The sequence below is a fragment of the Aquabacter albus genome, from assembly GCF_040049275.1.
In the GTDB taxonomy this organism is placed as follows: domain Bacteria; phylum Pseudomonadota; class Alphaproteobacteria; order Rhizobiales; family Xanthobacteraceae; genus Aquabacter.
Map to the genome: position 1 here is coordinate 88510 of NZ_JBDZDT010000009.1, position 24198 is coordinate 112707.

General features: G+C 67.9%; 26 protein-coding genes. 11 read left to right on the forward strand and 15 right to left on the reverse strand.

The features are described 5' to 3' along the window. Positions 1-38 precede the first annotated feature (38 nt). Positions 39-1679, reverse strand: coding sequence for a cisplatin damage response ATP-dependent DNA ligase (locus ABLE91_RS22650; protein ID WP_348934528.1), 1641 nt, complete (start codon positions 1677-1679; stop codon positions 39-41). Further along, complete coding sequence (locus ABLE91_RS22655; RefSeq protein ID WP_348934530.1) at positions 1676-2725, reverse strand: ligase-associated DNA damage response exonuclease; 1050 nt, start codon at positions 2723-2725, stop codon at positions 1676-1678. The genes ABLE91_RS22650 and ABLE91_RS22655 overlap by 4 nt, the downstream gene beginning before the upstream one ends. A 44-nt stretch (positions 2726-2769) precedes the next feature. Between ABLE91_RS22655 and ABLE91_RS22660 the strand changes: the two genes are divergently transcribed. Next, positions 2770-3702, forward strand: coding sequence for a class I SAM-dependent DNA methyltransferase (locus tag ABLE91_RS22660; RefSeq protein ID WP_348934532.1), 933 nt, complete (start codon positions 2770-2772; stop codon positions 3700-3702). A 17-nt stretch (positions 3703-3719) separates the two neighbouring features. Here the strand turns inward: ABLE91_RS22660 and ABLE91_RS22665 are convergent, their stop codons facing one another. The 4 genes from ABLE91_RS22665 to ABLE91_RS22680 are packed head-to-tail and all read right to left on the reverse strand — an operon-like array spanning position 3720 to position 7623. Then, positions 3720-5264 carry an FAD-dependent monooxygenase gene (locus ABLE91_RS22665; protein ID WP_348934533.1) on the reverse strand — a complete coding sequence of 515 codons (1545 nt, stop codon included), beginning with the start codon at positions 5262-5264 and terminating at the stop codon, positions 3720-3722. A 54-nt stretch (positions 5265-5318) separates the two neighbouring features. Next, entirely contained in the window at positions 5319-6653 is a 1335-nt protein-coding gene (locus ABLE91_RS22670; protein WP_348934535.1) for an MATE family efflux transporter, read from the reverse strand. After that, a complete protein-coding gene (locus ABLE91_RS22675) occupies positions 6653-6925 on the reverse strand; it encodes a DUF6460 domain-containing protein (RefSeq protein ID WP_348934537.1) in 273 nt (90 codons plus the stop codon). Before ABLE91_RS22675 ends, ABLE91_RS22670 begins: the two co-directional genes overlap by 1 nt. Before the next feature lie 56 nt (positions 6926-6981). Continuing rightward, entirely contained in the window at positions 6982-7623 is a 642-nt protein-coding gene (locus ABLE91_RS22680) for a peroxiredoxin (RefSeq protein ID WP_348934538.1), read from the reverse strand. A gap of 147 nt (positions 7624-7770) precedes the next feature. Here ABLE91_RS22680 and ABLE91_RS22685 point away from each other — a divergent pair, with 147 nt between their 5' ends. Next, positions 7771-8319 (forward strand): hypothetical protein, encoded by a 549-nt coding sequence (locus tag ABLE91_RS22685; RefSeq protein ID WP_348934540.1) that lies wholly within the window; start codon positions 7771-7773, stop codon positions 8317-8319. Between the two features lie 149 nt (positions 8320-8468). On the opposite strand, the gene ABLE91_RS22690 is transcribed toward ABLE91_RS22685, so the two are convergent. The 3 genes from ABLE91_RS22690 to ABLE91_RS22700 all read right to left on the reverse strand — a co-directional run bounded on the left by ABLE91_RS22690 (position 8469) and on the right by ABLE91_RS22700 (position 11826). Next, the gene (locus ABLE91_RS22690) at positions 8469-10112 is read right to left on the reverse strand and encodes a lysine--tRNA ligase (protein ID WP_348934542.1); all 1644 of its coding nucleotides are present in this window, start codon (positions 10110-10112) and stop codon (positions 8469-8471) included. Between the two features lie 144 nt (positions 10113-10256). After that, complete coding sequence (locus tag ABLE91_RS22695) at positions 10257-10862, reverse strand: hypothetical protein (RefSeq protein WP_348934543.1); 606 nt, start codon at positions 10860-10862, stop codon at positions 10257-10259. 97 nt (positions 10863-10959) lie between these two features. Further along, positions 10960-11826 carry a transporter substrate-binding domain-containing protein gene (locus ABLE91_RS22700; protein WP_348934545.1) on the reverse strand — a complete coding sequence of 289 codons (867 nt, stop codon included), beginning with the start codon at positions 11824-11826 and terminating at the stop codon, positions 10960-10962. 45 nt (positions 11827-11871) lie between these two features. Between ABLE91_RS22700 and ABLE91_RS22705 the strand changes: the two genes are divergently transcribed. Then, positions 11872-13806 carry a glycosyltransferase gene (locus ABLE91_RS22705; protein WP_348934546.1) on the forward strand — a complete coding sequence of 645 codons (1935 nt, stop codon included), beginning with the start codon at positions 11872-11874 and terminating at the stop codon, positions 13804-13806. Here the strand turns inward: ABLE91_RS22705 and ABLE91_RS22710 are convergent. Together ABLE91_RS22710 and ABLE91_RS22715 are read right to left on the reverse strand one after the other, a co-directional pair. Continuing rightward, positions 13751-14347: an SCO family protein gene (locus ABLE91_RS22710; RefSeq protein WP_348934547.1), complete on the reverse strand. Its 597-nt coding sequence runs from the start codon at positions 14345-14347 to the stop codon at positions 13751-13753. The two genes, ABLE91_RS22705 and ABLE91_RS22710, sit on opposite strands and share 56 nt — an antisense overlap. A 113-nt stretch (positions 14348-14460) precedes the next feature. Further along, entirely contained in the window at positions 14461-14655 is a 195-nt protein-coding gene (locus tag ABLE91_RS22715; RefSeq protein WP_348934549.1) for a hypothetical protein, read from the reverse strand. 250 nt (positions 14656-14905) lie between these two features. Here ABLE91_RS22715 and ABLE91_RS22720 point away from each other — a divergent pair, with 250 nt between their 5' ends. Beyond that, complete coding sequence (locus ABLE91_RS22720; protein ID WP_348934551.1) at positions 14906-15205, forward strand: hypothetical protein; 300 nt, start codon at positions 14906-14908, stop codon at positions 15203-15205. Positions 15206-15210: 5 nt separating this feature from the next. Beyond that, positions 15211-16149 (forward strand): AEC family transporter, encoded by a 939-nt coding sequence (locus tag ABLE91_RS22725; RefSeq protein WP_348934552.1) that lies wholly within the window; start codon positions 15211-15213, stop codon positions 16147-16149. Between the two features lies 1 nt (position 16150). Here ABLE91_RS22725 and gluQRS read toward each other — a convergent pair whose 3' ends face one another. Next, a complete protein-coding gene (gene gluQRS, locus ABLE91_RS22730; RefSeq protein ID WP_348934554.1) occupies positions 16151-17035 on the reverse strand; it encodes a tRNA glutamyl-Q(34) synthetase GluQRS in 885 nt (294 codons plus the stop codon). Between the two features lie 117 nt (positions 17036-17152). Here gluQRS and ABLE91_RS22735 point away from each other — a divergent pair, with 117 nt between their 5' ends. The 3 genes from ABLE91_RS22735 to ABLE91_RS22745 all read left to right on the forward strand — a co-directional run bounded on the left by ABLE91_RS22735 (position 17153) and on the right by ABLE91_RS22745 (position 19186). Then, the gene (locus tag ABLE91_RS22735; RefSeq protein ID WP_348934556.1) at positions 17153-17812 is read left to right on the forward strand and encodes a DNA-3-methyladenine glycosylase family protein; all 660 of its coding nucleotides are present in this window, start codon (positions 17153-17155) and stop codon (positions 17810-17812) included. A gap of 25 nt (positions 17813-17837) precedes the next feature. Beyond that, positions 17838-18497: an alpha/beta hydrolase gene (locus ABLE91_RS22740; RefSeq protein WP_348934557.1), complete on the forward strand. Its 660-nt coding sequence runs from the start codon at positions 17838-17840 to the stop codon at positions 18495-18497. Between the two features lie 131 nt (positions 18498-18628). Further along, positions 18629-19186 (forward strand): HNH endonuclease, encoded by a 558-nt coding sequence (locus ABLE91_RS22745; RefSeq protein ID WP_348934559.1) that lies wholly within the window; start codon positions 18629-18631, stop codon positions 19184-19186. A gap of 2 nt (positions 19187-19188) precedes the next feature. Here ABLE91_RS22745 and ABLE91_RS22750 read toward each other — a convergent pair whose 3' ends face one another. After that, the gene (locus ABLE91_RS22750; RefSeq protein WP_348934561.1) at positions 19189-19686 is read right to left on the reverse strand and encodes a disulfide bond formation protein B; all 498 of its coding nucleotides are present in this window, start codon (positions 19684-19686) and stop codon (positions 19189-19191) included. 211 nt (positions 19687-19897) lie between these two features. Here ABLE91_RS22750 and irrA point away from each other — a divergent pair, with 211 nt between their 5' ends. Further along, the gene (irrA, locus tag ABLE91_RS22755; protein WP_348934562.1) at positions 19898-20443 is read left to right on the forward strand and encodes an iron response transcriptional regulator IrrA; all 546 of its coding nucleotides are present in this window, start codon (positions 19898-19900) and stop codon (positions 20441-20443) included. Between the two features lie 100 nt (positions 20444-20543). On the opposite strand, the gene ABLE91_RS22760 is transcribed toward irrA, so the two are convergent. Together ABLE91_RS22760 and ABLE91_RS22765 are read right to left on the reverse strand one after the other, a co-directional pair. Further along, positions 20544-20786: a hypothetical protein gene (locus ABLE91_RS22760; protein WP_348934563.1), complete on the reverse strand. Its 243-nt coding sequence runs from the start codon at positions 20784-20786 to the stop codon at positions 20544-20546. A gap of 122 nt (positions 20787-20908) precedes the next feature. Further along, positions 20909-21424 (reverse strand): SH3 domain-containing protein, encoded by a 516-nt coding sequence (locus ABLE91_RS22765; protein ID WP_348934565.1) that lies wholly within the window; start codon positions 21422-21424, stop codon positions 20909-20911. Between the two features lie 151 nt (positions 21425-21575). Between ABLE91_RS22765 and ABLE91_RS22770 the strand changes: the two genes are divergently transcribed. Together ABLE91_RS22770 and ABLE91_RS22775 are read left to right on the forward strand one after the other, a co-directional pair. Then, complete coding sequence (locus ABLE91_RS22770) at positions 21576-22580, forward strand: 2-hydroxyacid dehydrogenase (RefSeq protein WP_348934566.1); 1005 nt, start codon at positions 21576-21578, stop codon at positions 22578-22580. Between the two features lie 312 nt (positions 22581-22892). Further along, positions 22893-24152 carry an aspartate kinase gene (locus tag ABLE91_RS22775; protein ID WP_348934567.1) on the forward strand — a complete coding sequence of 420 codons (1260 nt, stop codon included), beginning with the start codon at positions 22893-22895 and terminating at the stop codon, positions 24150-24152. The last annotated feature ends 46 nt before the right edge of the window (positions 24153-24198 follow it).

Genomic DNA, 24198 nt, shown 5'->3' on the forward strand with positions numbered 1-24198 from the left:
ACCCCGTCATGCCCGGGTTTGACGACCGCTTTTGTCTCTCACGCCTCCCGCAGCAGCGCTTCCAGGTTTTCCAGCCGGTCGGCCTCCTTCGGCGGCTTGTCCCAGCGCAGGCGGGCGATGCGGGGGAACCGCATGGCGACGCCGGAGCGGTGGCGGGTGGAGCGGGCGAGCCCCTCGAACGCCACCTCGAGCACCAGCCCCTCGTCCGGCTCGTGCAGCACCTCGCGCACCGGGCCGAAGCGGTTGACCGTATTGTTGCGCACGAACTTGTCGATCTCCTTCAGCTCCTCGTCGGTGAAGCCGAAATAGGCCTTGCCCACTGGCACCAGCACGTCGCCCTCCTCCCCCGTTGTCCAGACGCCGAACGTGTAGTCGGAATAGAAGGAGGAGCGTTTGCCGTGGCCGCGCTGGGCATACATGAGCACCGCATCCACGGTGTGCGGGTCGCGCTTCCATTTCCACCATGGCCCCTTGGGACGGCCGGGCAGATAGAGGCTGTCCGCCCGCTTCAGCATCAGCCCTTCCACGGCCTCCGCATCCACCCCCGCGCCTGCGGACACGGGGTCCGCGCGGGCGGCGGCAAGCTCGGTCCAGTTGGAGAACGGCACGAGGGGGGAGAGATCGAGCCGCGGTGAGGCGAGGCGGGCCACTAATCCTTCAAGCCGCGCGCGCCGCTCGGCGAAGGGGCGCTCGCGCAGATCCTCCCCCGCCTCCACCAAAAGGTCGTAGGCGCGTACATGGGCGGGAAACTCCTTCAGCATGCGCGGCGTGACGGCCTTTCGGTTCAGCCGCTGCTGGAGCACGTTGAACGACTGCACCCGGCCCTCGCGCCGGACCAGCAGCTCGCCATCCAGCGCGCCCTCGAAATCGAGCGCCTCGCAGAGGTCCGGGAAGGCGCCGGAAATATCCTCGCCCGTGCGGCTATAGAGGCGCACCAGCTTCTCGCCATGCTCCCTGCGCCCCGCCACTGCCTGGATGCGGATGCCGTCCCATTTCCATTCGGCGGTGAAATCCTCCGGGTTCAGTGTGCCGAAATCCCCCGCCTCGATGGCATGGGCCAGCATGACAGGGCGGAACGGCACGGGATCGCCGGTCTCCGGCCGCCCGGCCCGCCCCTCCACCCAGGCGAACAAATCGAGATAGGGCGCGGTGAGCCCCGGCCAGACCAGTTCCACCTCGTCCGGCGGCAGGTCGCCCAGGGAGGCGACGGCGGTCTTGGCGAGGCGGGCGGAGGCGCCGACCCGCAGCGCGCCGGTGATGAGCTTCAGCAGCGCCCAGCGGCCGGTATCGTCGAGCCCGTCCAGCCAGAAAGCGAGCTGGGCCGGCAGGTCGCGCTTCGGCAAGGTGGCCAAAGCGGCGACGATCTCGGAGAGCAGCGGCGCATGGTCCGGCCGCTGGTCGCCCAGTGGGGCGGGCCACATGAGGGCCACCGTCTCGGAGAGGTCGCCCACATAATCGTAGGACATGGCGAACAGCACCGGATCCGTGCGCTCCGTGATGAGCGCGCGGATGAGGCCCGGCTTGGCATTGGCGAAGGAGAGCGCGCCCGTGAGCGCGGCAAGGGCGATGCCGCGCTCCGGGTCCGGCGTCGAGCGGAAATAGTCCGCCATCAGCCGGATCTTGGCGTTGCGGCCGGGCTCGTAGGCGAGGCGGTCGAGGAGCGCGGCGAAGCGGTTCATTCGGGCGCCGCCTCCGAAGAGGACTCAGCGGGCGCGGGCTCCTCCGCATCCTCATCGCCATAGCCCACCATGTGCAGCGGCTTGGCGCGCAACTGCATGGTGCCCGCCCAATGGACGAGGGCGTCCTCGGCGCCGTGGGTCACCCACAATTCCTCGCAGCCTGTGGCGCGGATGGAGGCCATGAGGCCGTCCCAGTCCGCATGGTCGGAGATGACCAGCGGCAGCTCGATGCCCCTCTGCCGGGCCCGGGCGCGCACCCGCATCCAGCCGGAGGCGAAGGCGGTGACAGGGTCGGGAAAGCGGCGCGACCAGAGATCGGTGATGGCGGAGGGCGGCGCGATCACCACCGCGCCGGCGAGGTCCGTCTTCTTCGCGCCGGTGGCGGGGCGGATCTCCCCGAGATCGATGCCCCGCTCGGCATAGTAAGCGCTGATGGCAGCGAGCGCGCCGTGGATGTAGATGGGCGCCGCGTATCCGGCCTGCCGCAGCAGCGCCATCACCCGCTGCGCCTTGCCCAGCGAATAGGCCCCCACGATATGGGCGCGCTCGGGAAAGACATGGAGCGAGCGGACCAGCTTTGCGGTTTCGGCGGCGGCGTCCGGATGGCGGAACACGGGCAGGCCGAAGGTCGCCTCCGAGATGAAGACGTGGCACCGCACCGGCTCGAACGGCGTGCAGGTGGGGTCCAGCGCATCCTTGTAATCGCCCGAAGCGACGATGGTGCAGCCGCGCCAGGACAGCGCCATCTGCGCCGAGCCGAGCACATGGCCCGCCGGGTGGGCGGTGATGCGGACCCCGCCCACCTCCACGCTCTCGCCATAGGAGATGGCTTGAACTTCGCCGGCAAAATTCTCGCCATAGCGCAGCGCCATCAGGTCCAGCGTCTCGCGGGTCGCGAGCACGCGGCCGTGGCCCGGCCGGGCATGGTCGGAATGGCCGTGCGTGATCACCGCTCGCGGCACCGCGCGGGTGGGATCGATGTAAAAATCTCCAACGGGGCAGTAGAGCCCTCTCGGTGAGGGCCGCAGAAGGTCTTCCGGGCGCATGATTGCCCGTTATATGGGTGATGCCCCCGGATTAGCGAGGCCCCGTGGTTTCACCCCTTCCGTTCCAGTCCTCCGGCGACCCGGCCCTCGACCGTCGGCTCGACTGGGCGCGCGCCTATCTGGAGGACGATGCCGCGGTGGCGGCGGGCATGCTCGCCGACCTTGCGGCCGAGGCGCCCCGCTTCATCGCCGCCTGGTTCCTGCTGGGCGAGGCGCACGAGACGACCGGCGATTTGGCAGACGCGGCGGCAGCCTATGGCGAGGCTTTGAGGCTCGACCCGGACGACACGCTCGGCGCGGGCATCCGCCTTGCCCGGCTCGGCGCGCGGGACGCCTCCGGCGCCATGTCGCCCGCCTTCGTGCGCACCTTGTTCGACCAGTACGCGCCGCGCTTCGACACGGCGCTGCGGGACGGGCTCGCTTATCGCGGGCCGGAGCTTCTGGCGGAGGCTGTGCAACGCGCCTGCACCTCGTCAGGCCGTGCGCTGCATTTCCGTCGGCTCATCGACCTCGGCTGCGGCACCGGGCTCGCCGCGCCGCTCTTCGCGCCCATGGCGCGGGAGATGGTGGGCGTGGACCTCTCCCCCGCCATGGTGGAGCGTGCGGCAGTACTCGGCCTTTATGCCGAACTGCATGCGCAGGAGATGGCGGCCTTCCTCGAACGACAGGCCGCCGCAAGCGCGGACACGATCATCGCCGTGGATGCGCTCTGCTATGTGGGAGATCTCGCGCCGATATTTTCCGCCGCGCGGCGGGCGCTGCGGCCTGACGGCCTGTTCGCCTTCACGGTGGAGACCCATGACGGCGCCGGCATGATCCTGCGCGACACCCTGCGCTATGCTCACGGCGCCGCGCTGGTGGAAGCAGGGCTTGGCGCAGCCGGGTTCAGGGTTCTGGACCTGTCGGCGGCCGCGACGCGGACGGAGAAGAACGCACCCGTGCCGGGGCTCGTGTGCGTCGCCGACGCCGCCGGATAAGGGAACAGTCTGCCCCGTTACCGCGCCGCCTCCAGCGCCAGCCCGGCATAGGCGTCGAACACGCCGATATCGCCTTCGGTCCCCCGCGTCGCGATGAACTGGTCCGGGCGCACCAGCACCCAGCCGGTGCCATGGATGCCGTAGCGCTCGGCCGCGGCGGCATCGGTGCCCATGTCCATTACTTCCAGCGCGGAGCCGAAACGGCCGGCCGCGGTGCGCAGGTCCCCATGGGCGGAGGGCGGGCCGAACAGCAGCAGGGTGTGGTGGCTGGCGGAGAGGAACGACCAGAGCGACCAGCCATCGTGCGTTGTCTGGAGCGCCCGGGCACCCACCTTGGGCGCGCCGGAGCCGCCGACGCGGCGGCCGGCCTCGATCAGCGGCCCGTCCTCATAGCGGATCTCGGTCTCCGACATCTCCACCTGGAGCTTGCGGCGCACCGCAGGGACACGGGAGGCGATGGAGACGAGCGTGTCGCGCACGAGCCGCGTGGCCGTGCCCTTCGCCACCATGCCGAGATGGAGCTTCTGCGCCGCGCCCGCCACCACTTCGCGGGCGACGGGGCGCCGCTCGGCCTCGTAGCTGTCCAGCAGCGCCTCGGCATCACCCCGGCCCGCCAGAACGGAGGCGATCTTCCAGCCGAGATTCACCGCATCCTGGATGCCGGTATTCATGCCCTGGCCCCCGGCGGGGCTGTGGATGTGGGCGGCATCGCCGGCCAGGAACACTCTGCCCTTGCGGTAGCCCGCGGCGAGGCGCTCATTGACGCGGAAGGTGGAGAGCCAGGACGCGTCGTGCACCTTGATGCCGGGCGGGCCGGACGCCTCGATATGGCTCTGGATCTCCTCCAGCGTGGGCGGCTCTTCGCCCGCGGGCTCGTCGCGCATGGCGAAGGTGCGCCACACGCCGGGCACCACGGGAAACAAGGCGATGCTGCCGGCGCTGCTCCACCAGATATAGATGGAGGTGGGGTCCAGGGGCCCGTCGATGCGGGTGTCGGAGAGGATGAAGGTCTGCGGCTCGGTATAGCCCTCGAAGGCGATGCCGGTCTTGTGGCGCACCACGCTGCGGGCGCCGTCGCAGCCCACGAGGAACAGGGTGTCCACCGTCTCCTGCGTCCCGTCGGGATGCTTGAGGGTGGCGCGGACCGTGTCGCCGATCTCCACATAGTCCACCAGTTCCACCCCGCGCTCCACCGCGAGGCCGGCCTTGGCGAGGTGGGCGGCGAGGATCTCCTCGGTCTTGGACTGGGGGACGATGAGGGTGAAGGGGAAGGCGCTGTCCACCCCTTCGGCAATGGGCATGGCGGCGAGTTCGTGCGCGCCGTCGCCCACCCGGATATGCGACATCCGGATGCCCGTCGCGATGAAGTCGTCGGCCACGCCCAGGGCCGCGAAGGCTTCCAGGCTCCCGCTCCACACCGCCAGCGCCTTGGATACGGGGGCGGCGACAGGCAGCTTGTCGACGATGCGGAAGGAAACGCCCTGGCGCTGCAAGGAGGTGGCCAGGGTGAGGCCCGTCGGCCCCGCTCCCACGATGAGAACCGACGGCGTCGACTTGGACATCACTTCCCCCTAACCCCAGGTGCGGGGCAGTAGAGCCGGACGCACCACCCGAGGTCAAGACGAAGGGAAGGTGCGTAACATCAGCGCCGGCAGGCGCGCCGCCTGAAGCAGGCCGCGCGCGGCGAGAAAGGCGAGCAGCGCCAGCCAGAGCCCGGCATTGGCGAGCGGCAACAGCAGCCACCAGGCCAGGAAATAGAACGCCAGCGCCGCCAGCATGAGATTGCGCATGTCGCGCGACCACAAGGCGCCGATATAGATGCCGTCGAACGCATAGGCGAAGACGCCCACCACCGGCAGGATGGCGGCGAAGACGAGGAAGGCGCGGGCGGCGGCGCGCACCTCGGGGCTCGTGGTCATGAGGTCGATCAGGACCGGCCCGGCTATGAGATAGATGAGGCTCGCCGCCAGCGCGAAGCCGAAGCCCCAGATGAGCACGAGCCGCATGCCCTTAAGGAAGGCGGCGCGGTTGCGCGCGCCCACCGCCTGCCCGCAGATCTGCTCGGCGGCAGTGGCGAAGCCATCGAGGAAATAGGCGGCCAGCAGCACCATGTTGTTGAGCAGCGCATTGGCCGCGAGCGTCACATCGCCGGCCCGCGCGCCCTGGGCGGCGAAGAAGCTGAAGCCCAGCATCAGGGCCGCGGTGCGGATCATGATATCGCGATTGAGCACGAAGGTGGCCGCGAGCTCCTTGCGGTCCAGCAGCACGTGGCGCGGCACCGAGAGCCGGAAGCCCAGCAGCCGCGCACAGGCGAACAGGCCGGCGGCAGCGCCCGCCATCTCCGCCAGCAGCGTGCCCACGGCGGAGCCGGCGACGCCCCAGGACAGGCCCAGCACCAGGAAGATGGTGAGCGCCATGTTGAGGAGGCTGATGCCCACCTGGATGGCCAGAGCATGCCCGGTGCGGCCGATGCCCGTGAGCCAGCCGGCGACCACATAGCTCGCGAGCGAGAAGGGCGCGGCCCAGATGCGCACGTCGAAATAGATGCCGACCGCTCCATCCACCGCATCGCTCGCGCCGGCAAGCGACAGGGCGGCCGCCTTGATGGGCGCCTGAAGCAGGACAAGCGCGACGCCGCAGACGGCGGCGATGAGCAGAGCGCGGGCGAGCACCGCGCGCTCCTCGATCGCATCGCCCCGGCCCAGCGCCTGCGCGGCGAGGCCGACCGTGCCCATGCGCAGGAAGCCGAAGCCCCAGAACAGGAAGTCGAACACCACCGCGCCCAGCGCCACCCCGCCGATGAGCGCCGCATCCCCGAGCCGGCCCACTACCGCGGTATCGACGATGCCGAGCAGCGGCGTGGTCAGGTGCGCCACCGTCATGGGCAGCGCGATGGCGAGCACGCGCCGGTGGCTCACCTCCACGGGGCGAGCCGCAGCGGCATCGTGCATCAGCGGCGCAGGCCGCGCGTGATGCGCAGGAGGAGCCAGAGCGGGATGACGATGACCGCGCCGAGGAGGAAATAGCGCCACACGCTCTCGATCGCGCCGAAGCCGAGATTGAGCAGGTTCTGCACCAGTTGCGTCAGGCTTTCCAGGAGGTTGCGCGGGTCGAGGCCGAGCGCGGCCAGGATCACGCCCACCACCACCGAGAGCACCACGAGGCGCACCAGAACCATGGCGGGCGAGCCGCCGAAGAAACGCGTGAGCTGGTTGTCCGCCATGGCCGTCCTCGTTCCGTCCGGCCGCATGTAGCACGCAGCCGGACGGAGGGGGAGGTTCAGTTTGCAGCGCCCGGCTGGCGGACGATGCGCAGATAGGGCTTCACGGTCTTCCAGCCTTCCGGGAACTTCTCTTTCGCCGCCTCGTCGGAGACGGAGGGGACGATGATCACGTCCTCGCCCTGCTTCCAGTCGGCGGGGGTCGCCACCGAATGGGTGGCGGTGAGCTGGAGGGAATCCACCACGCGGAGGATCTCCTGGAAGTTGCGGCCGGTCGACGCCGGATAGGTGAGCGTCAGTTTCAGCTTCTTGTCCGGACCCACGATGAACACCGAGCGGACGGTGTTGGTGTCGCTCGCGTTCGGATGGATCAGGTCATAGAGGTCCGATACCTTGCGCTCGGTGTCGGCGATCAGCGGGAAGTTGAGCTCGGCGCCCGTGGCGAGCTTGATGTCCTCCACCCAGGCCGGGTGGTTCGACAGCGCGTCCACGGAGAGGCCGATCACCTTCACGTTGCGCTTGTCGAACTCGCCCTTCAGGTGCGCGACCTGCCCGAGTTCGGTGGTGCAGACGGGGGTGAAGTTCTTGGGGTGGGAGAACAGGATGCCCCACGAATCGCCAAGCCATTCGTAGAAGCTCACCGGGCCTTGCGTGGTCTCGGCGGTGAAATCCGGCACCGTGTCTCCAAGCCTGAGCGACATCTCATCCTCCTTATCACAACAGTGAGATGTTATTTCTATAATCATACCACAAACGGCTGCTAAATCAATGGGCGCGCTACGGAACACCCGGCCGGGCGAGGCGTTGACCTCATGCGGCATACGCCGCGCATTCCCGGGAGGCGAACCATGCGCATGCGCATCGGAGTGTCGCTCGCCGCGGCGATTCTCACATCTGCGGCCATCCTGCCGGCCATTCCGGCGCAGGCGGACGAGACGGACTATCTGGCGCGCTTCGAAGGCCGCTGGTCGGGCAGCGGCTCCATGAAACCCACCGCCAAGGCCGTCAGCGTGCCCCTCGGCTGCTCCGCGAACGGCGAGCCGGGCCGCAGCACCCTCTCCTTGGGCGGGCAATGCAGCGCGCTGGTCCTCAGCCGCAATCTCTCGGCGGACCTGATCTTCAATCCGGCGACCCGGCGCTATAGCGGCGTCTACGTGACCGAGGGCGATCCGCCGGCGGCGCTGGATGGCACGCGGGTGGGGGACGCCCTCGTGCTCGCGGTAAAATGGCCGAAGCCGGTGAATGGCGACAGCGATGCCGTCATGATCATCCGCAATGCCGGCCAGGGCCACTTCACCTTCACCGTGCGCGATGCGGCGGAGCCGGGCGGTCCCCTGGTCACCACGGCGAGCTTCACCCTGAACCGAGAGGGTCGAGCGGCACACGCGGGAAACTAGAAGGCGTCTATTCAAAGAACCACCGTCATGCCCGGGCTTGACCCGGGCATCCACGTCTCTCCTTTAAGCGACGACCCGGCTGAACCACGCGTCATGGCCGGGTCAAGCCCGGCCATGACGCGTGGGTGGGATCAATGCGCGGGCGCAGCCTAGCCCAGCTTTTCCTTGATCAGCGCCCGGGTCTCCGGGATGCCGTAAATCTCCACGAAGGAGCCGAAGCGCGGGCCGCGCTGCTCGCCCAGCAGCACCTGGTAGATGGCGTTGAACCATTCCACCGACACGCCGGGCTTCTCCGGCGTCGCGCCCTTCGCCTTTAGGTCCTGGTAGCGCGGGATCGGCCGCGCCACGTCGTAGAGCACGTCCTGGATCTCCGCGGCGCCCGCATCCTCCGGCAGGACGCCGAGCGCCTCGTAGAGCGCTTCCAGCGCGCCGCGCTCCACGTCGTCGGCGGGACGGAACCTCTTGTTCGGCTCCACGAACGCCTTGAAGTACCTCACCGCATAGCCCACCAGCTCCGCGAGCTTGGGGTGGGTCTCCGAAGAGACCCCCGGCACGTGGCGCCGCAGGAATCCCCACAGCACGTCCTCGTCCTCGGCGTTGGAGGCGGAGGCGAGGTTGAGCAGCATGGTGAAGGAGACCGGCATGTCGATCACGGGCGGATTGCCCGAATGGATGTGCCAGACCGGATTGCCGAGCCGGTTCTTCCAATCCTGAGAGGGATAGCGGGCGAGGAAGTTGAAATATTCGTCCACCGCCTTCGGGATCACATCGAAATGCAGCTTCTTGGCCGAGCGCGGCGACTGGAACATGTAGAGCGCCAGGCTCTCCGGGCTCGCATAAGTGAGCCATTCGTCGATGGTGAGGCCGTTGCCCTTGGACTTGGAGATCTTCTGGCCGTTCTGGTCGAGGAACAGCTCGTAGACATAATGCTCGGGCGGCTCGGCGCCGAGAACCTCGCAGATCCGGTCATAGACCGGCGCGTTGGTCTGGTGGTCCTTGCCGAACATTTCGAAGTCGACCCCGAGCGCTGCCCAGCGCGCGCCGAAGTCCGGCTTCCACTGCAGCTTCACGGCGCCGCCGGTGACGGGCAGCGTCTTCTCCGCGCCGTCCTCGTCGGTGAAGGTGACGGTGCCGGCCTTGGCATCCACCGCCTTCAGCGGAACATAGAGCACCCGCCCGCTGGTGGGTGAGATGGGCAGGAACGGGCTGTAGGTCGCCTGCCGCTCCTCCCCCAGCGTCGGCAGCATCACGTCCATGATGGCGTCGTACTTTTCGGCCGCCTTCAGCAGCACGGCGTCGAGCTTGCCGGACTTGTAATAGTCGGTGGCGCTCGCGAACTCGTAGTCGAAGCCGAACGTGTCGAGGAAGCGCCGCAGCATGGCGTTGTTGTGGTCGCCGAAGCTCGGATAGTCGCCGCCGAAGGGGTTGGGCACCGAGGTCAGCGGCATCTGCAGATAGGGCTCGAGCGCCGCGCGGTCCGGCACGTTGTCCGGAATCTTGCGCATGCCGTCCATGTCGTCGGAGAAGCACAAAAGGCGCGTCTTCACCTTATCGTCGGTCAGCACGCGGAAGGCGTGGCGCACCATGGTGGTGCGGGCCACCTCGCCGAAGGTGCCGATATGCGGCAGGCCCGAGGGCCCGTAACCGGTCTCGAACAGCACCTCGTCCTTGGGCTTGCGTTTCAGCCGCTCGACGATCTTGCGCGCTTCCTCGAACGGCCAGGCGCTCGCGGTCTCGGCGGCGGCGCGCAGGTCGTGGGCAAGGTCTTCGGTCGGGGCCGGCGCCAAGGTCATTGATGGGTCTCCGGTGGGCGCTCGTTGCGGGAAGGCGCGGACACTAGAGCGATGACCGGGCGGAGGGAAGCCGCCAGTTGACCAGCCGTCAGAAAGCGCGGCCGCACCCTGGCGGCACGTGTGCCGCCAGGGTGGGCGGAAGCCTCACAGAGCCGGAGTGAAATCCCCCCGCGCGATCAGGACGCGGCGCACCTGGCGCACGCCGTCCGGCGTCGCATTGGTGAAGGCGATGATCTTCACACCCGGCTTCAGCTCGGCGGTGGTCGCGCCGGGCTCGAAGCGCACCAGCGAGCTCTCAGGCGTCACCAGCACCTTCTTCTCGTCCGCCCCGTATTTGAGGGTGAGGACTTCGCCATCCTTGGCCGTCACCTGCTGGGACACGGCCGCATTGGTCATGGTGGTGCCCGGCTTATCCCAGGGGCGCGAACCCTCGCCGGTGCCGCGCTGCTCCGGCGGGAACACATGGATCGACACCGCCCGCTCCGTCCCGTCCGTCCCCGGCACGGAAACAACGCCCACATAGGCGTCAGGCTTAATGTCGGCGAGCGTGATCTTGGCAATGCCGGTAAGCACGGAGGTATCGATGAGCGCCAGCTTGGCGCTGCTGCCGCCCTGCGTGTCCACGGTGAGATCGCGCCCGTTCACCGCGGCGAGCGTTCCCCGGACGACGGACATGGCCGGCTGCTGCGCGAGAGCGGGACCGGCCAAAAGGGCGGTGGCGAAAGCGAGGCTAAGGATGCGTCGAAGCATGAAGGTCTCCATGACCCATGAAAAACGCCGCACATGTGATCCTCGATCCCGCGACGGCGCCACACACGCTCGCGTCATCGCCGAGACTGACCCAAGGTCAGTAAAAGCCCACCGGGAACCAGCGCAGATAGAGGTCGGCATAGACGCCCTTCTCCCAGATGCGCTGGAGGGCATAGTCGATGGCGCGGCGGAGCTGGTCGTTGCCGGGCTTTACCGCCACCGCGAGACCGTCGCCGAAAAAGCGGCTCTCCGTGAACGGCCCGCCGACGAAACCGCAGCAGCCCTGCGAGGAGGTGCCGTTCAGCCACAGCGCGAGGCCGATGCCGTCGCCAAACAGGAGATCCACGTCGCCCTTCCGCAACGCCTCGCGCGCGGCGGCGGCATCGGGATAGGGGCGGATGCCGGCTTCGTTGAAGAAGGCACGGAGATAGGCCTCGTGCGCCGTGCCCGCGACCACCGCTACCTTCTTGTCGGCCACCTGTTCCGGCGTCGGGCTCTGCAGGGCCAGCCCCCTGCGGCCGACGAAACGGGCCGGCGTGCCGAGGTAGCGCTCGGTGAAATCCACCCTCTGGCGCATGGACGGGGTTGAGGCGAGGCCGGCAATCACCGCATCGCCCTTGTTCTGGTCGAGCCCGTCCAGAAGCGTGTCGAAGGCCACCGGCTGGATGGTGCAGGTCACCGAAAGCTCAGCGCAGACCGCGCGCGCAAGGTCCACGTTGAACCCCATCAGCGCACCGTCAGGGGTCGCAAAGTTGAACGGCGGATAGTCGTCCGTGGTCAGGAAGCGGACGGTGGTCGGGAGTTGGGAGGCGTCCGGCCGCTCCACGCGGCGCTCCACGTTCCAGAAATTCGGAACCCCCGCAGGGGCCGGCGCCTGCGCCACCGCTGGAAAGCACATGAGTCCGGCCACGATGCCAGCGGCCGCGTAGCGCAGGGCTGAAGCTGGCCGGCGCGGTGGTTTCATAGTAATTCTCAACTTTTCCGTGCATTGGCATCGGGGGAGGCCCACATGTTGGGGGAGGCAGCGCCGCGCCGCAAGTCGACACTGCGCGCAGATGCGGAACCCCACCCTGCAAGCCGCTCCTGGCCCGCCGAGATTGCCGCGCTGCGCGGCCACTTTCCGGACGGGATGCTGCGCCGGGCACAGCGGCGCGCCCACCGGCTGGGCATCGGCGCAGACGAGGTGCTCCTTCATGCCGGCCTCGCCGAACCGGAGGAACTGGCGGCGGCCTTCGCCGCCCATCTCGGCCTCCCCCTCGCCGACCCGTCAGCCCCCCTTCGCCTAGCGCCCGAGCAGGCACCCAGTGCCATCCGCACCGGCCTCATCACGGAGCCGTTCCCCGAAGGGCCGCACCATATAGTCGCGCCGCGCGGCAAGGACGTGCGCCGGCTGGCGCGTGCGCTCGCCGAAAATCCCGCCCGCGCACACCGCATGAGCCTCACCTCACCAGAGGCGCTGCGCGACCGGCTTGGCAAGCATGCGCGCATTCCCCTCGCTCATGCCGCTGCCTATGAGCTGAAGGATACCGAGCCTCATCTTTCGGCTGCGACCGTGCCCCGGGGCTTCGCCCTCGGGCTGCCGCTCGCCCTCGCCGGGCTCATATTCTTCTCGGCCTGGCTGTTCGCGCCGGCCCTGGCACAACTGGTCAGCATGTGCCTGCTCTCGCTGCTGTTCCTGTGCGCCATGGGCCTGCGGCTCGCCGGCTGCATGATCCCCCCGCATCCCGATCCGCCGCCGCGCATGGAGGACCGGCATCTGCCGGTCTATACCGTGATCGTGCCGCTCTACCGCGAGGCGGTGATGCTGCCCCGGCTCGAAGCCGCGCTGCGCGCGCTCGACTATCCGCCCGAGAAGCTGGACATCAAGCTGGTGGTGGAGCCGGACGACCCGGAGACCCGGGACGCCATCCTGCGCCGCGCCTTGCCGCCCTCGTTCGAGACCATCGTCGCCCCGCCGGTGGGCCCACGCACGAAGCCGAAGGCGCTCAACGCGGCCCTTCCCTTCGCCCGCGGCAAATTCATCGCGGTCTTCGACGCGGAGGATATCCCGGACCCCGGCCAGCTCCGCGCCGCCCTCGCTGCATTCGAACGCGGGGGAAACCGGGTCGCCTGCGTGCAGGCGCGCCTCGCGATGGACAATGCCCAGGACAGCTGGATCAGCCGGCATTTCGCGCTGGAATATTGCGGGCAGTTCGACGTGCTGCTGCCGGCTCTGGCGGCGCTGCGGCTGCCCATCCTCCTGGGCGGGACTTCCAACCATTTCCGCCGCGCCGCCCTGGAGCGGGCGGGCGGGTGGGACCCCTACAATGTCACCGAGGACGCGGACCTCGGCCTGCGCCTCGCGCGCATGGGCTGGGACATCGAGGTGATCGCGTCCGACACGCTGGAGGAGGCGCCCGTGACGACCAGGGCCTGGCTGCGCCAGCGCACGCGCTGGATGAAAGGATGGGCCCAGACCATCATGGTGCATGGCCGCAACCCGCGCCGCTTCCTGCGCGACCTTGGACCGCATTGCGCCGCGGCGGCGGCCTTGCTGACCATCAGCCCCTTCGCGGCCATGCTGGTGCATCCCATCAGCCTGGCGGTGCTGCTCGGCGACCTCTGGAGGGGAACGCTCGGAAGCCCGGCGACAAGCACGGTCGAAGCGCTGACCTATGCCCTGTCTTATGTGAACCTGATGTTCGGCTATGTGGCGGCCATCATCATCGCCCTCGTGGGGCTGTGGCGCAGGCGCCGGCTCTCCGCCGCGCCCGTCCTACTCACCCTGCCCGCCTATTGGCTGCTGCAGTCGGTGGCCATCTGGCGCGCTTTGGTTGACTTGGTGGTCGATCCCTACCGCTGGGACAAGACCGAGCACGGCCTTGCGCGACGCAGGCAGACGCAGCCGGTCAAAGGTAGCGGCGCAGCTCGCCCGCAGCGTCGGCCGGCGTCCGCTTTGCATTGAAGGGGGCGAGGAAGGTGCCGCTCTTATCCATCAGATAGATCACGGCCGTGTGGTCCATGGTGTAGTCGCCGCCGTCGAGCGGCACTTTCCTGGAATAGACCCGGTAGGCCCGCTTGACCGCATCGACCTGCTCCGGCGTGCCGGTGAGGCCGCGCAATTGCGGGCTGAAGGAGGAGAGATACGCCTTCATCGCCTCCGGCGTGTCGCGCTCAGGATCGACGGTGATGAAGAAGGCCTGGAGCTTGGACGCATCCGGCCCGAGGGCGTTGAAGATCTCGGACATCTCGAACAGGGCCGTAGGGCACACGTCCGGGCAATGGGTGAAGCCGAAGAAGACGAGGCTCGGCTTGCCTTTCAGCAGTGCCTCGGTGGCCGGCTTGCCGTCCTGGTCCACCAGCTTGAACGGCCCGCCGACGGCCGCTATCCCCGACCCGCCCGTCTGCTGCCGGGAAGGCAGGAGCGCGGTGGCTGCCACCACCAGGATCAACGCGCCGCACGCAAAGGCGGCGAACAAAGCGATGATCTTGGTGCGGGACGACATGGGACCACTTCCTGACGCTCACGGCGGCAATGCGCCTTCAACCAGCGGCTTTGCATGAAGCAGAGCTGCGCGCGAGGCAAAAGATTTTGATCAGGGCGTTCGGACGCACCCCTTCAGAAACAGGCGGCGATGCCGGCCGCCAGCGTATCGAAGAAAAGCGCCGTGCCGTGCTGCTGCCAGAGGAAGATGGCGGCGCCCAGCAGGAGCACGACGCCGACCGCGACCGCAGCCAGGAGGGCGCGCTTCAGTCCCTCCTCCCGCCCGGCGGGAAGCTCCGTGCCCGTATCGATGCCGCGTGACATGCTCATTCTATGTCCGTCCGGGCCGATGACCCGTTTTCCAGTCTAATCCGCCCCTTCCTCTGCGCCAAGCGCGCACCTGCCTTTCGCGGTGCGCGCGTTGACGGAGCTTCCCCGCGCGCCTACGGTCCCACCATGTCTGTTCCGGTGATCAAAGAGCGGCGCGTCCTCGCGTCGGCGCTGCGAATTCGCCGCCCGGTCGACATGTTCGGCCGGGCCCGCTGACGCACGCTCCCTCCCTTTTTTCCGGAACAGTCCCATGTCTGCCCACTCCGTCGCGCCGTCCGGCGCAACGTTCCATCATCTCATGGTCGAAGCCGAGCCCGAGGCCAATGCGCTTCTCAGGGTCCTGGAGCCTTTCGTGATCCACGACGTGCTGCCGCACCGCGTCGACGTCGCCGCCCCGGATGGCGCAAGAGATGGCGCGCTGCGGCTCGATCTGCACTTCTGCGCGAGCGCCGATCTCGCCGCCCGCCTGGAGGCGCGCCTCGCCACCATGGTCACGGTGCGGCACATCCGGCTGATGCGCACAGGCATGGCTGTGGAGGCTGCGGCCTAGACCCCATGGGCTCAATCATCGCCGATATCGCCATCATCATCCTGCCGGTGTTCGGCATCGTCGCCGTGGGCTTCCTTTCCGCAAAAGCCCGCCTCATCTCCGACAAGGCGTCGGATGGGCTGGCCGAATATGTGTTCGGCCTTGCGGTGCCCATCCTCATCTTCAAGACCTTAAGCGAATCTAAGATGCCCGAGGCGCAGCCCTGGGGGTATTGGTTTGCCTACTTCGCCGCGGCCTTCATGGTCTTCGGCATCGCCATGGTGATGGCGCGCAAGGTGTTTCATCGCGGGCACACCGAGGCTGTCATCCACGGCTTCGCGGCCGGGCAGGCCAACACCGTCTTCATGGGCGTGCCGCTGATCCTGAAAGCCTATGGCGAGGAAGGCGCGGTGCCGCTGTTCCTGCTCATCGCCGTCCACCTGCCGATCATGCTTGTGGCGGCGACGCTGCTGGTGGAGGGCAATGCGGGCTTCTCCCTGCGCACGCTGAAGCGCCTCCTGCGCACCCTCGCCCTCAATCCCATTCTCGTCGGCATCTATGCGGGCGCTCTCGGCCGCATCTTCGGCATCGAGACCTCGGGCGTGCCCAAGCAGATTCTCGACCTCATCGCCGCCTCCGCCTCGCCCTGCGCCCTTGTTTCCCTGGGGCTCGCGCTCAACCGCTATGGAATGGCGGGGGATTTCACGGCGAGCGCTTCCATCTCGGCCCTGAAGCTCCTGGTTCACCCCGCATTGGTGTTCCTGCTGGTGCAGTTCCTGCCCATGCCGCCGGTCTGGGCGGGCGTCGCGGTGCTATTTGCGGCCATGCCGTGCGGCATCAATGCCTACCTCCTGGCGCAGCGCTATGGCGCGGGCGTGAGGACCAGTTCCAGCGCGGTGTCCCTGTCCACCGCTTTGGCGCTCGTGACCATCGCCTTCTGGCTCTACATCCTGGACGTGGGCTAGGTCAGGCCTCGCTCCACGTGGGCAATCCCACGAGGCGGCGGATGTCGGAGGGCATGGCGCCGTCCGCGCGCAACGCGGCAAGGCTCGGCGCGCCGGCGCTTTTCGAGAGCTTGCGCCCGTCCGCGCCGAGGATCAGCCGGTGGTGGTGATAGACCGGCTCGGGCAGGCCCAGCAGGTGCTGGAGCAGCCGGTGGATGGCGGTGGCGAAGAACAGATCGAGCCCCCGGATCACATGGGTGATGCCCTGTTCCGCATCGTCCAGCACCACGGCGAGATGATAGCTGGCGGGCGTATCCTTTCGGGAGAGCACCACGTCGCCCCAGGCGGCCGGATCCGCGGCCTGCGCCTCCACCGGGCCGAGCGGGGTGTCCTGCGCCTCCTTCCACGCAAGCAGGCCGGCACGCTCCACAGCGCGGGCCATGTCGAGGCGCAGCACGAAGGGCTCGCCTGCCGCGCGGCGGCGCGAGCGCTCGGCCTCGGTCAGGCTCTCCCGCGCAAAGGGATAGACCGGCGCCCCGTCCGGGTCGCGCGGCCAGGGGGCAGTGACCTCGTGCGCGATCACGGCCCGGGCGATATCGGCGCGGCTCTCGAAAGCGGGATAGGCAAGGCCCTCCGCCTCCAGCCGCTCCAGGGCCTGCGCATAGAAAGGGAAATGCTCCGACTGGCGGCGCGGCGGCTCGGCAGGGAGGATGCCCAGCCAGCCGAGATCCTCCTTTATGCCCGCCTCGAACTCCGGCCGCGAGCGGGCCGTGTCCACATCCTCGATGCGCAGCAGGAAGCGGCCGCCCGATGCCCGCGCGGCATCGTGATTGACCATGGCGGAGAAGGCATGGCCCACATGGAGGCGGCCATTGGGGCTCGGCGCGAAGCGGCAGAGGATGGACATGGCTCTCGCTTTTCCCACCAAGCGCGGGCATGACAGGGACGCACGCGCAAATCTATCAGGTCGCGCTCACGGCGCGATTGGTTTGACGCGATTGGTTTGGCTTGAAAGGCGATGTCCATGCCGCACCTTCCCGAACCAAGGCTTCATGACCAGGCGGCCTTCGACACGGCCCTGGACCATCTCCTGACGCTGGACGACCGGCTGCATCCCTTGCTGGAGCTGGCCGGGCGGCCGACGCTCCGGCGCCGGGCGCCGGGCTTTTCCGGCCTCGTCGCCATCGTCATCGCCCAGCAGCTCTCCGTGGCGGCGGCGCGCTCCATCCAGGCGAAGCTCGACGCGGCGATGGGCGGCGACGCGACCCCCGAGGGCATCCTGGCGGCAGACCCTGCCGCACTGAAGGCCGCGGGCCTTTCCGCACCGAAGATCCGGACCCTCACCGGCATCGCCAACTCCCTGGTCTCGGGCGAGGTGGACCTTGCCCATGTGGAAGACATGGAAGCGGACGCAGCGGCGGCCTATCTCACCAAGCTGCCGGGCATCGGGCTCTGGACCGCCGACATCTATCTGCTGTTCTGCCTGGGACGGGGCGATGCCTTCCCCCACGGGGATCTCGCCCTGCAGGTGGCGGCGGGCGATGCGTTCGGGCTGCCGGGGCGCGCCTCGCCCCTCGGGCTGGTGGCCATCGCCGAGGATTGGCGGCCCTGCCGGGGCGTCGCGGCGCAGCTGCTCTGGGCCTATTATGGTGCCCGCCGCGCCCGCATCGGTGTCCCCACCTGAGGTTTCACTCCGCCTGAGGTCTTCCATGCCCCTTCTCGATGGCCCCCGCCTCCCGCCCCGTTCCGGCGGCGCGCCCGACGCGCTGGTGGTGCTGCTCCATGGCTATGGGGCGGACGGGCGCGACCTCATCGATATTGGCGGCGCGTGGGCGGACCTTCTGCCCGGCGCCGCCTTCGTGGCACCCCACGCGCCGGACCCCTGCACTGAAGCGCCGGTGGGGCGGCAATGGTTTCCGCTGTCGCGCATGGACCTCAAGGAGCTGGCCCGCGGGGTGGAGGCGGCCGCCCCCGGCATCGAGCAGTTTCTCTGCGCAGAGCTGGAGCGCCTGCGCCTGCCGCCGAGCCGGCTCGCGCTGGTGGGTTTCAGCCAAGGCTCCATGATGGCGCTCAACGTGGCGCTGAGGATGCGCGCCGCGCCGGGCGTGGTGGTGGCCTATTCCGGCCTCTGGGCGGGCGCGGCCCGGGAGGCGGAGGCACACCCTGCGCCGCCGCCCATCCTCCTGCTCCACGGCAGCGAGGATCAGGTGATCCCCGCCGAGGCGCTGTTCGCCTCAAGCTACGGGCTCGCCGGCGCCGGCGTGCCGGTGGAATGGCATCTCAGCCATGGTCTCGGCCACGGCATCGACGAGGTGGGCCTTACCCTCGGCGGTGATTTCATCGCCCGGAACCTGTCACGCCGAAGCTAAGCCGACTGCCGGCCCTTCGTGCCGCACGCGGTAGAAGTGCTTCACAAGATTGACATGCTCCATATACAGTATCGCCGCGCGTCGGGGAGGCTGGGACCGATTCGACGCGGAAGGGTGAGGAGTTCCGACCCTTGACGGCTGCCATATCACCTGGTGCTTGGCCGGCTCTCGTGCTCAATGCGGACTACCGCCCCTTGAGCTACTACCCCTTGTCTGTCTGGTCGTGGCAGGATGCGATCAAGGCGGTGTTCCTCGATCGCGTGAACATCGTCGAATACTACGACAAGGCGGTACGAAGTCCCGGGTTCGAAATCCGGCTTCCGAGCGTGGTGTCGCTGAGGACCTTCGTCAAACCGTCCCGGCACCCCGCCTTCACCCGCTTCAACGTTTTCCTGCGTGACCGCTTCACCTGCCAATATTGCGGCTCGCGCGATGACCTGACCTTCGACCATCTCATTCCCCGCTCGCGCGGCGGCCAGACCACATGGGAAAACGTGGTGGCCGCCTGCTCCCCCTGCAATCTGCGCAAGGGCGGCGACATGCCGGGACATGTGGGGATGTGGCCCGCGCAAATGCCCTTCCAGCCTTCCGTGCACGATCTGCACCAGAACGGCCGCCACTTCCCGCCCAACTACCTGCACCAGAGCTGGCTCGACTATCTCTACTGGGACACCGAGCTCGACCCGTAAGCTCAGGCCCGCTTCGGTGCCGTCGCGCCCCAGATCGCCACGACGGCCAGCGCCAGCGCGATCAGCGCATTCCAGCCCGCCATCGAAATCCCGAGCAAGCGCCACGCCGCCTCATCGCAGCGCGGCACGTGGGCCGTCTTCAGGGCGGACATAATGTCGCTGACCGCCACGGGCGCAGTGCCGCTGCAGGCGGTGGGTCCCTGCCAGAAGTGCCATTCGATGCCCGCGTGATAGGTGGCGAGGCCCACATTCACCAGCATCAGCGCCGCCAGCAGCCACAGGCCGGCCCTGGCAATGCCGTGATATCCACGGGCCGCAAGCACCGCCAGGACGAGCGCAAGAGGCACCGCAGCATAATAAGGCAAGCGCTGGTCAAGGCAGAGCGGACAAGGGGCAAGACCAACAACGAGCTGGAAAAACCACGCTGCCGCAAGTGCGAAGGCCGCGCCAAGCGCGTTCACAAGGCAGGCAGTCCTTGGAGAACGAAGATCCATCACCATCTCAACATCATAGGCCGGGCGAAGCGGCGATAGCGCGGGGCGCGATGCCTGTCGTTTCACAAGTAAGGCATTGAGGGCGTTGAATTACATTGGCATAACTACAATCTATAATGGTGGCAATCGACGTCCTGTCACGCTATACGTTATGCCAGCTATGCGATGGTGGCCCCTGGGTCATCCGCCTTTGTCCGATTGAGATTGTAGACAAACGATGAGCGATACATCACGCACGAGGGCCATTTTCGGCGACGGTATTCCGCTTCGCAGCATTCACGCGGAGAGCGACGCAGTCCTCCCCGTCGCCCAGCTGCGCGACGTCTCCTCGGCGCGCCGCACCGGCTGCCCGTTCCATGACGTGCGCGAAATGCTTCGCGAGGTCGGCCTGCGCCCCACCCGCCAGCGCCTGGCGCTCGGCTGGCTGCTGTTCGCCAAGGGCGACCGGCACGTGACGGCGGAAATGCTGCACGAAGAGGCGATCCGCGCCCGCTTCCCGGTATCGCTCGCCACTGTCTACAACACGCTGCACCAGTTCACCGAAGTGAGCCTACTGCGCGAAGTGGCCGTGGACGGCTCCAAGACCTACTTCGATACCAACGCCTCGGACCACTACCACTTCTACGTGGAGGGTCATAACGAGCTCGTGGACATTCCCGAGCAAGAGGTGATGGTGGACCGCCTGCCCGAGCCGCCGGAAGGCTACGAGGTGGCGCGCGTCGATGTGGTGGTGCGCCTGCGCCGGAAGACCGGCAAGGCCTGACCCGCCCTGCATCGCGAGAGATCAGAAGCCCTTCGGCCCTGCCGGAGGGCTTTTTCTTTGCCCCTCCCCCGGCCGGAACCCGGGAAAGCCCTGCGAGCGGTCACGCCCGCCGCAAAGTCGGCACGACCGGCGTAGATCCGAAGAACCGGCCCTTGGAGGACACCGCCCAGCCCGCCGCGGAGAACAGCAGCGCCAGCACCAGCATCCCCGCGAGGATGAAGCAGAAGGTGCGGTCCGTATCCTGGATGCTGCCCCTGGCCATCCGCACCAGGGTGACGAGCACGACTATGGCGAGCGAAGCTGCCAGCCAATAGCAGACAACAGAGACCACAAACGAGTCCACAACCCCGCCCCACAACCAGAGGTACACTCTCGATATAGTTGTGGTAGCCGGCTATGTCCAGCGAGGGGCCCATGACAAAAAAGGCTTAGCTGCTGGTTCAGTGCGAGACGGAAGGCGCGTGCCTAATCCACCTTCTCGCCGGGATAGACGCCCCAGAGCTGGCTCTGCTCCACAAAGCCGTCGAAGCCCGGCCCCATGAACCGGCACCACTGGCCATCGCAGCTCTTCAGCGTGCCGAGCACCCCATGCTCCAGGCGGGCGGTGACGGCGGCATCCGCATTGGCCTTCTCACGCAGCGAGACGGTGCCGGTCTTGACCCATGGCGCCACCAGAGCGGTGCGCCGTCCCGAAAGAAGCGAATGGTAGACCCAGCCCTCGGAGCCTTCGGAATCGCGGATGCGGCGCCAGGTCTCGAACTCCGCGGTGATCTCCACGGGCAGGCCGGCGCGGGAGAAGATCCAGGACACGTCCTGGTCCTTGTTCGGCCCGTTTCGGACGTTCACCTTGTCGGCCTTGAGCGAGACGAAACGCGGCACTGGTAGGCCGGTGCCGGCATCGTCAGAAGCCGCTGCGGCCGGCAAGGCGAGAAAAGCGAGGACTGAGGCAAAAAGGGCGTCGCGAAGTCCCATCTTCCGCATGATTCCCGTCATCCTTCCCGCCTGTGTCGCGCGCCTTCGTCTGCGCCCCACGTCGAGCGCCGTCAAGGGCCGGGCACCTTCAGCCCATTGTGTTTCCCCGGCTGTCTGATAGACGGAACGAGAAGGGTTAAGAAACGGGGAACGGGAAGCCATGGCGCGTCGGAAACCGCTCGTCGTCGTCACGCGGAAACTGCCCGACACGGTCGAGACGCGCATGCGCGAACTGTTCGACACGCGGCTCAATGTGGACGACGTGCCCATGGACGCGGCGGCGCTGGTCGAGGCGGTGAAGGTCGCCGACGTGCTGGTGCCCACCGTCACCGACCGGATCGACACCGCCATCCTCTCCCAGGCGGGCGAAAATCTCCGCCTCATCGCCTCCTTCTCCAACGGCATCGACCATATCGATGTGGCGAGCGCGCTGAACCGGGGCATCACCGTCACCAACACGCCGGCGGTCCTCACCGAAGATACCGCCGACATGACCATGGCGCTGATCCTCGCCGTGCCGCGCCGCCTCACCGAGGGCGCGCAGGTGCTCGCCGGCGGAGACCAGTCGGAATGGAGCGGCTGGTCGCCCACCTGGATGCTCGGCCGGCGCATCTGGGGCAAGCGCCTCGGCATCATCGGCATGGGCCGTATCGGCCAGGCAGTGGCGCGCCGCGCCAGGGCGTTCGGGCTGCAGATCCACTACCACAACCGCCGCCCCCTGCCCCAGGCAACGGAAGAAGCGCTGGAAGCCACCTATTGGGAAAGCCTCGACCAGATGCTTGCCCGCATGGACATCGTCTCGATCAACTGCCCCCACACGCCGGCCACCTACCACCTCCTGTCCGCCCGCCGCCTCAAGCTGCTGAAGCCGGACGCGTACGTGGTGAACACGGCGCGCGGCGAGGTGATCGACGAGAATGCCCTCATCCGCATGCTGGAGGCCGGGGAGATCGCCGGGGCCGGGCTCGACGTGTTCGAGCACGAGCCGGCGGTGAGCCCCAAGCTGGTGCGCCTCGCCAAGCACGGCAAGGTGGTGCTGCTGCCCCACATGGGCTCGGCGACGCTGGAAGGCCGCATCGACATGGGCGAGAAGGTCATCGTCAACATCAAGACCTTCATGGACGGCCACCGGCCGCCGGACCGCGTGCTGCCCTCCATGCTGTGAGGGAGCGCCCTTGCCGCGCAATCCCCTCCCGCAAGCGGGAGAGGGAGTAGGGCGCTCCAGCAGTTCGAAAAACCTCCCAGTTGCCGTCGCGCCCGCGCCCCGCTATTTAGGCGCCCACTTTGCAGAACCCGCGCGCAACGTTCGTGCGGGGAGGGTTGAGGGAATGCGCCAACAGGCCACGATCATCGACATGTCTTGCCGCGCCATCGGGCGCCACGGGAGCAAACGCGCGCGAAAATGACGTCGCGCACGGCGGGCACCGCCGACGCTTTCCTCCCTGAGATCCCCCTTTTTTGAAGAAAGACGCGAGCCATGGCTCGGCTGGTGATGAAGTTCGGCGGCACCTCGGTCGCCACAATCGATCGTATCCGCAATGTGGCGCGCCATGTGAAGCGCGAGGTGGAGGCCGGCCATCAGGTGGCCGTCGTAGTCTCCGCCATGTCCGGTAAGACCAACGAACTGGTGGGCTGGGTGCGCGACGCCGCGACCCTGCACGATGCCCGCGAATATGACGCCGTGGTCGCCTCGGGCGAGCAGGTGACGTCGGGGCTGCTCGCCGTCGCACTCCAGAATATGGGCCTTTCCGCCCGCTCCTGGCAGGGATGGCAGATCCCCATCTCCACGGACGATGCCCATGGCTCCGCCCGCATCATGGAGATCGACGGCACGGCCCTCACGGCGCAGATGGACTCGGGCGAGGTGGCGGTGATCGCTGGCTTCCAGGGCATCCACCTGCCCTCCGGCCGCATCACCACCCTCGGGCGCGGCGGCTCGGACACGAGCGCGGTGGCGATTGCCGCCGCCATCGGCGCCGCGCGCTGCGACATCTATACGGACGTGGACGGCGTCTACACCACCGACCCACGCATGGTGCCCCGCGCGCGGCGCCTCCCCAAGGTGGCGTTCGAGGAAATGCTGGAAATGGCCTCCCTCGGTGCCAAGGTGCTCCAGGTGCGCTCGGTAGAGCTTGCCATGGTGCATAAGGTGCGCACCTTCGTGCGTTCCAGCTTCGAAGATCCCGATGCGCCCCACATGGGCACGGCCGAGGCGGCGGGCACGCTCATCTGCGAGGAGGAGGAAATCGTGGCAAACCAGATGGAATCCCAGGTCGTCACCGGCATCGCCTTCGCCCGCGACGAGGCCCAGGTCTCGATCCGCCGGGTGGCCGACAAGCCGGGCATCGCCGCGGCGGTGTTCGGGCCCCTGGCCGAGGCGCACATCAATGTGGATATGATCGTCCAGAACGTGTCGGCGGACGGCTTCACCGATATCACTTTCACCGTTCCCACCGCCGACTTCGAGCGCGCCAAGAACGCGCTGACGAAGGCGCGCGGGGCCATCGGCTACGACACGCTGGAGGGCGAGCCTGATGTGGTGAAGGTGTCGGTCATCGGCATCGGCATGCGCTCCCACGCGGGCGTCGCAGCGGAAGCCTTCAAGGCATTGGCGGCGAAGGGCATCAACATTCGCGCCATAACCACATCTGAGATCAAGATTTCGATCCTGATCGATGCGGCTTATACCGAGCTTGCGGTGCGGACTCTCCATTCGCTATACGGTCTCGATAGCTGAAATCTGGCGCGAGCCAGCGGCTGACGATTTGGCGCGGGGGGCGCCA

Coding starts and splice junctions, on each gene's coding strand:
- ABLE91_RS22710 (WP_348934547.1), bottom strand. CDS start 14,347: ATGTCGTCCCGCACCAAGATCATCGCTTTGTTCGCCGCCTTTGCGTGC.
- ABLE91_RS22650 (WP_348934528.1), bottom strand. CDS start 1,679: ATGAACCGCTTCGCCGCGCTCCTCGACCGCCTCGCCTACGAGCCCGGC.
- ABLE91_RS22775 (WP_348934567.1), top strand. CDS start 22,893: ATGGCTCGGCTGGTGATGAAGTTCGGCGGCACCTCGGTCGCCACAATC.
- ABLE91_RS22720 (WP_348934551.1), top strand. CDS start 14,906: ATGTCTGCCCACTCCGTCGCGCCGTCCGGCGCAACGTTCCATCATCTC.
- ABLE91_RS22770 (WP_348934566.1), top strand. CDS start 21,576: ATGGCGCGTCGGAAACCGCTCGTCGTCGTCACGCGGAAACTGCCCGAC.
- ABLE91_RS22670 (WP_348934535.1), bottom strand. CDS start 6,653: ATGCACGATGCCGCTGCGGCTCGCCCCGTGGAGGTGAGCCACCGGCGC.
- ABLE91_RS22690 (WP_348934542.1), bottom strand. CDS start 10,112: ATGACCTTGGCGCCGGCCCCGACCGAAGACCTTGCCCACGACCTGCGC.
- ABLE91_RS22665 (WP_348934533.1), bottom strand. CDS start 5,264: ATGTCCAAGTCGACGCCGTCGGTTCTCATCGTGGGAGCGGGGCCGACG.
- ABLE91_RS22725 (WP_348934552.1), top strand. CDS start 15,211: ATGGGCTCAATCATCGCCGATATCGCCATCATCATCCTGCCGGTGTTC.
- ABLE91_RS22740 (WP_348934557.1), top strand. CDS start 17,838: ATGCCCCTTCTCGATGGCCCCCGCCTCCCGCCCCGTTCCGGCGGCGCG.
- ABLE91_RS22750 (WP_348934561.1), bottom strand. CDS start 19,686: ATGGTGATGGATCTTCGTTCTCCAAGGACTGCCTGCCTTGTGAACGCG.
- irrA (WP_348934562.1), top strand. CDS start 19,898: ATGAGCGATACATCACGCACGAGGGCCATTTTCGGCGACGGTATTCCG.
- ABLE91_RS22685 (WP_348934540.1), top strand. CDS start 7,771: ATGCGCATGCGCATCGGAGTGTCGCTCGCCGCGGCGATTCTCACATCT.
- ABLE91_RS22705 (WP_348934546.1), top strand. CDS start 11,872: ATGTTGGGGGAGGCAGCGCCGCGCCGCAAGTCGACACTGCGCGCAGAT.
- gluQRS (WP_348934554.1), bottom strand. CDS start 17,035: ATGTCCATCCTCTGCCGCTTCGCGCCGAGCCCCAATGGCCGCCTCCAT.
- ABLE91_RS22695 (WP_348934543.1), bottom strand. CDS start 10,862: ATGCTTCGACGCATCCTTAGCCTCGCTTTCGCCACCGCCCTTTTGGCC.
- ABLE91_RS22675 (WP_348934537.1), bottom strand. CDS start 6,925: ATGGCGGACAACCAGCTCACGCGTTTCTTCGGCGGCTCGCCCGCCATG.
- ABLE91_RS22765 (WP_348934565.1), bottom strand. CDS start 21,424: ATGCGGAAGATGGGACTTCGCGACGCCCTTTTTGCCTCAGTCCTCGCT.
- ABLE91_RS22700 (WP_348934545.1), bottom strand. CDS start 11,826: ATGAAACCACCGCGCCGGCCAGCTTCAGCCCTGCGCTACGCGGCCGCT.
- ABLE91_RS22655 (WP_348934530.1), bottom strand. CDS start 2,725: ATGCGCCCGGAAGACCTTCTGCGGCCCTCACCGAGAGGGCTCTACTGC.
- ABLE91_RS22715 (WP_348934549.1), bottom strand. CDS start 14,655: ATGAGCATGTCACGCGGCATCGATACGGGCACGGAGCTTCCCGCCGGG.
- ABLE91_RS22680 (WP_348934538.1), bottom strand. CDS start 7,623: ATGTCGCTCAGGCTTGGAGACACGGTGCCGGATTTCACCGCCGAGACC.
- ABLE91_RS22735 (WP_348934556.1), top strand. CDS start 17,153: ATGCCGCACCTTCCCGAACCAAGGCTTCATGACCAGGCGGCCTTCGAC.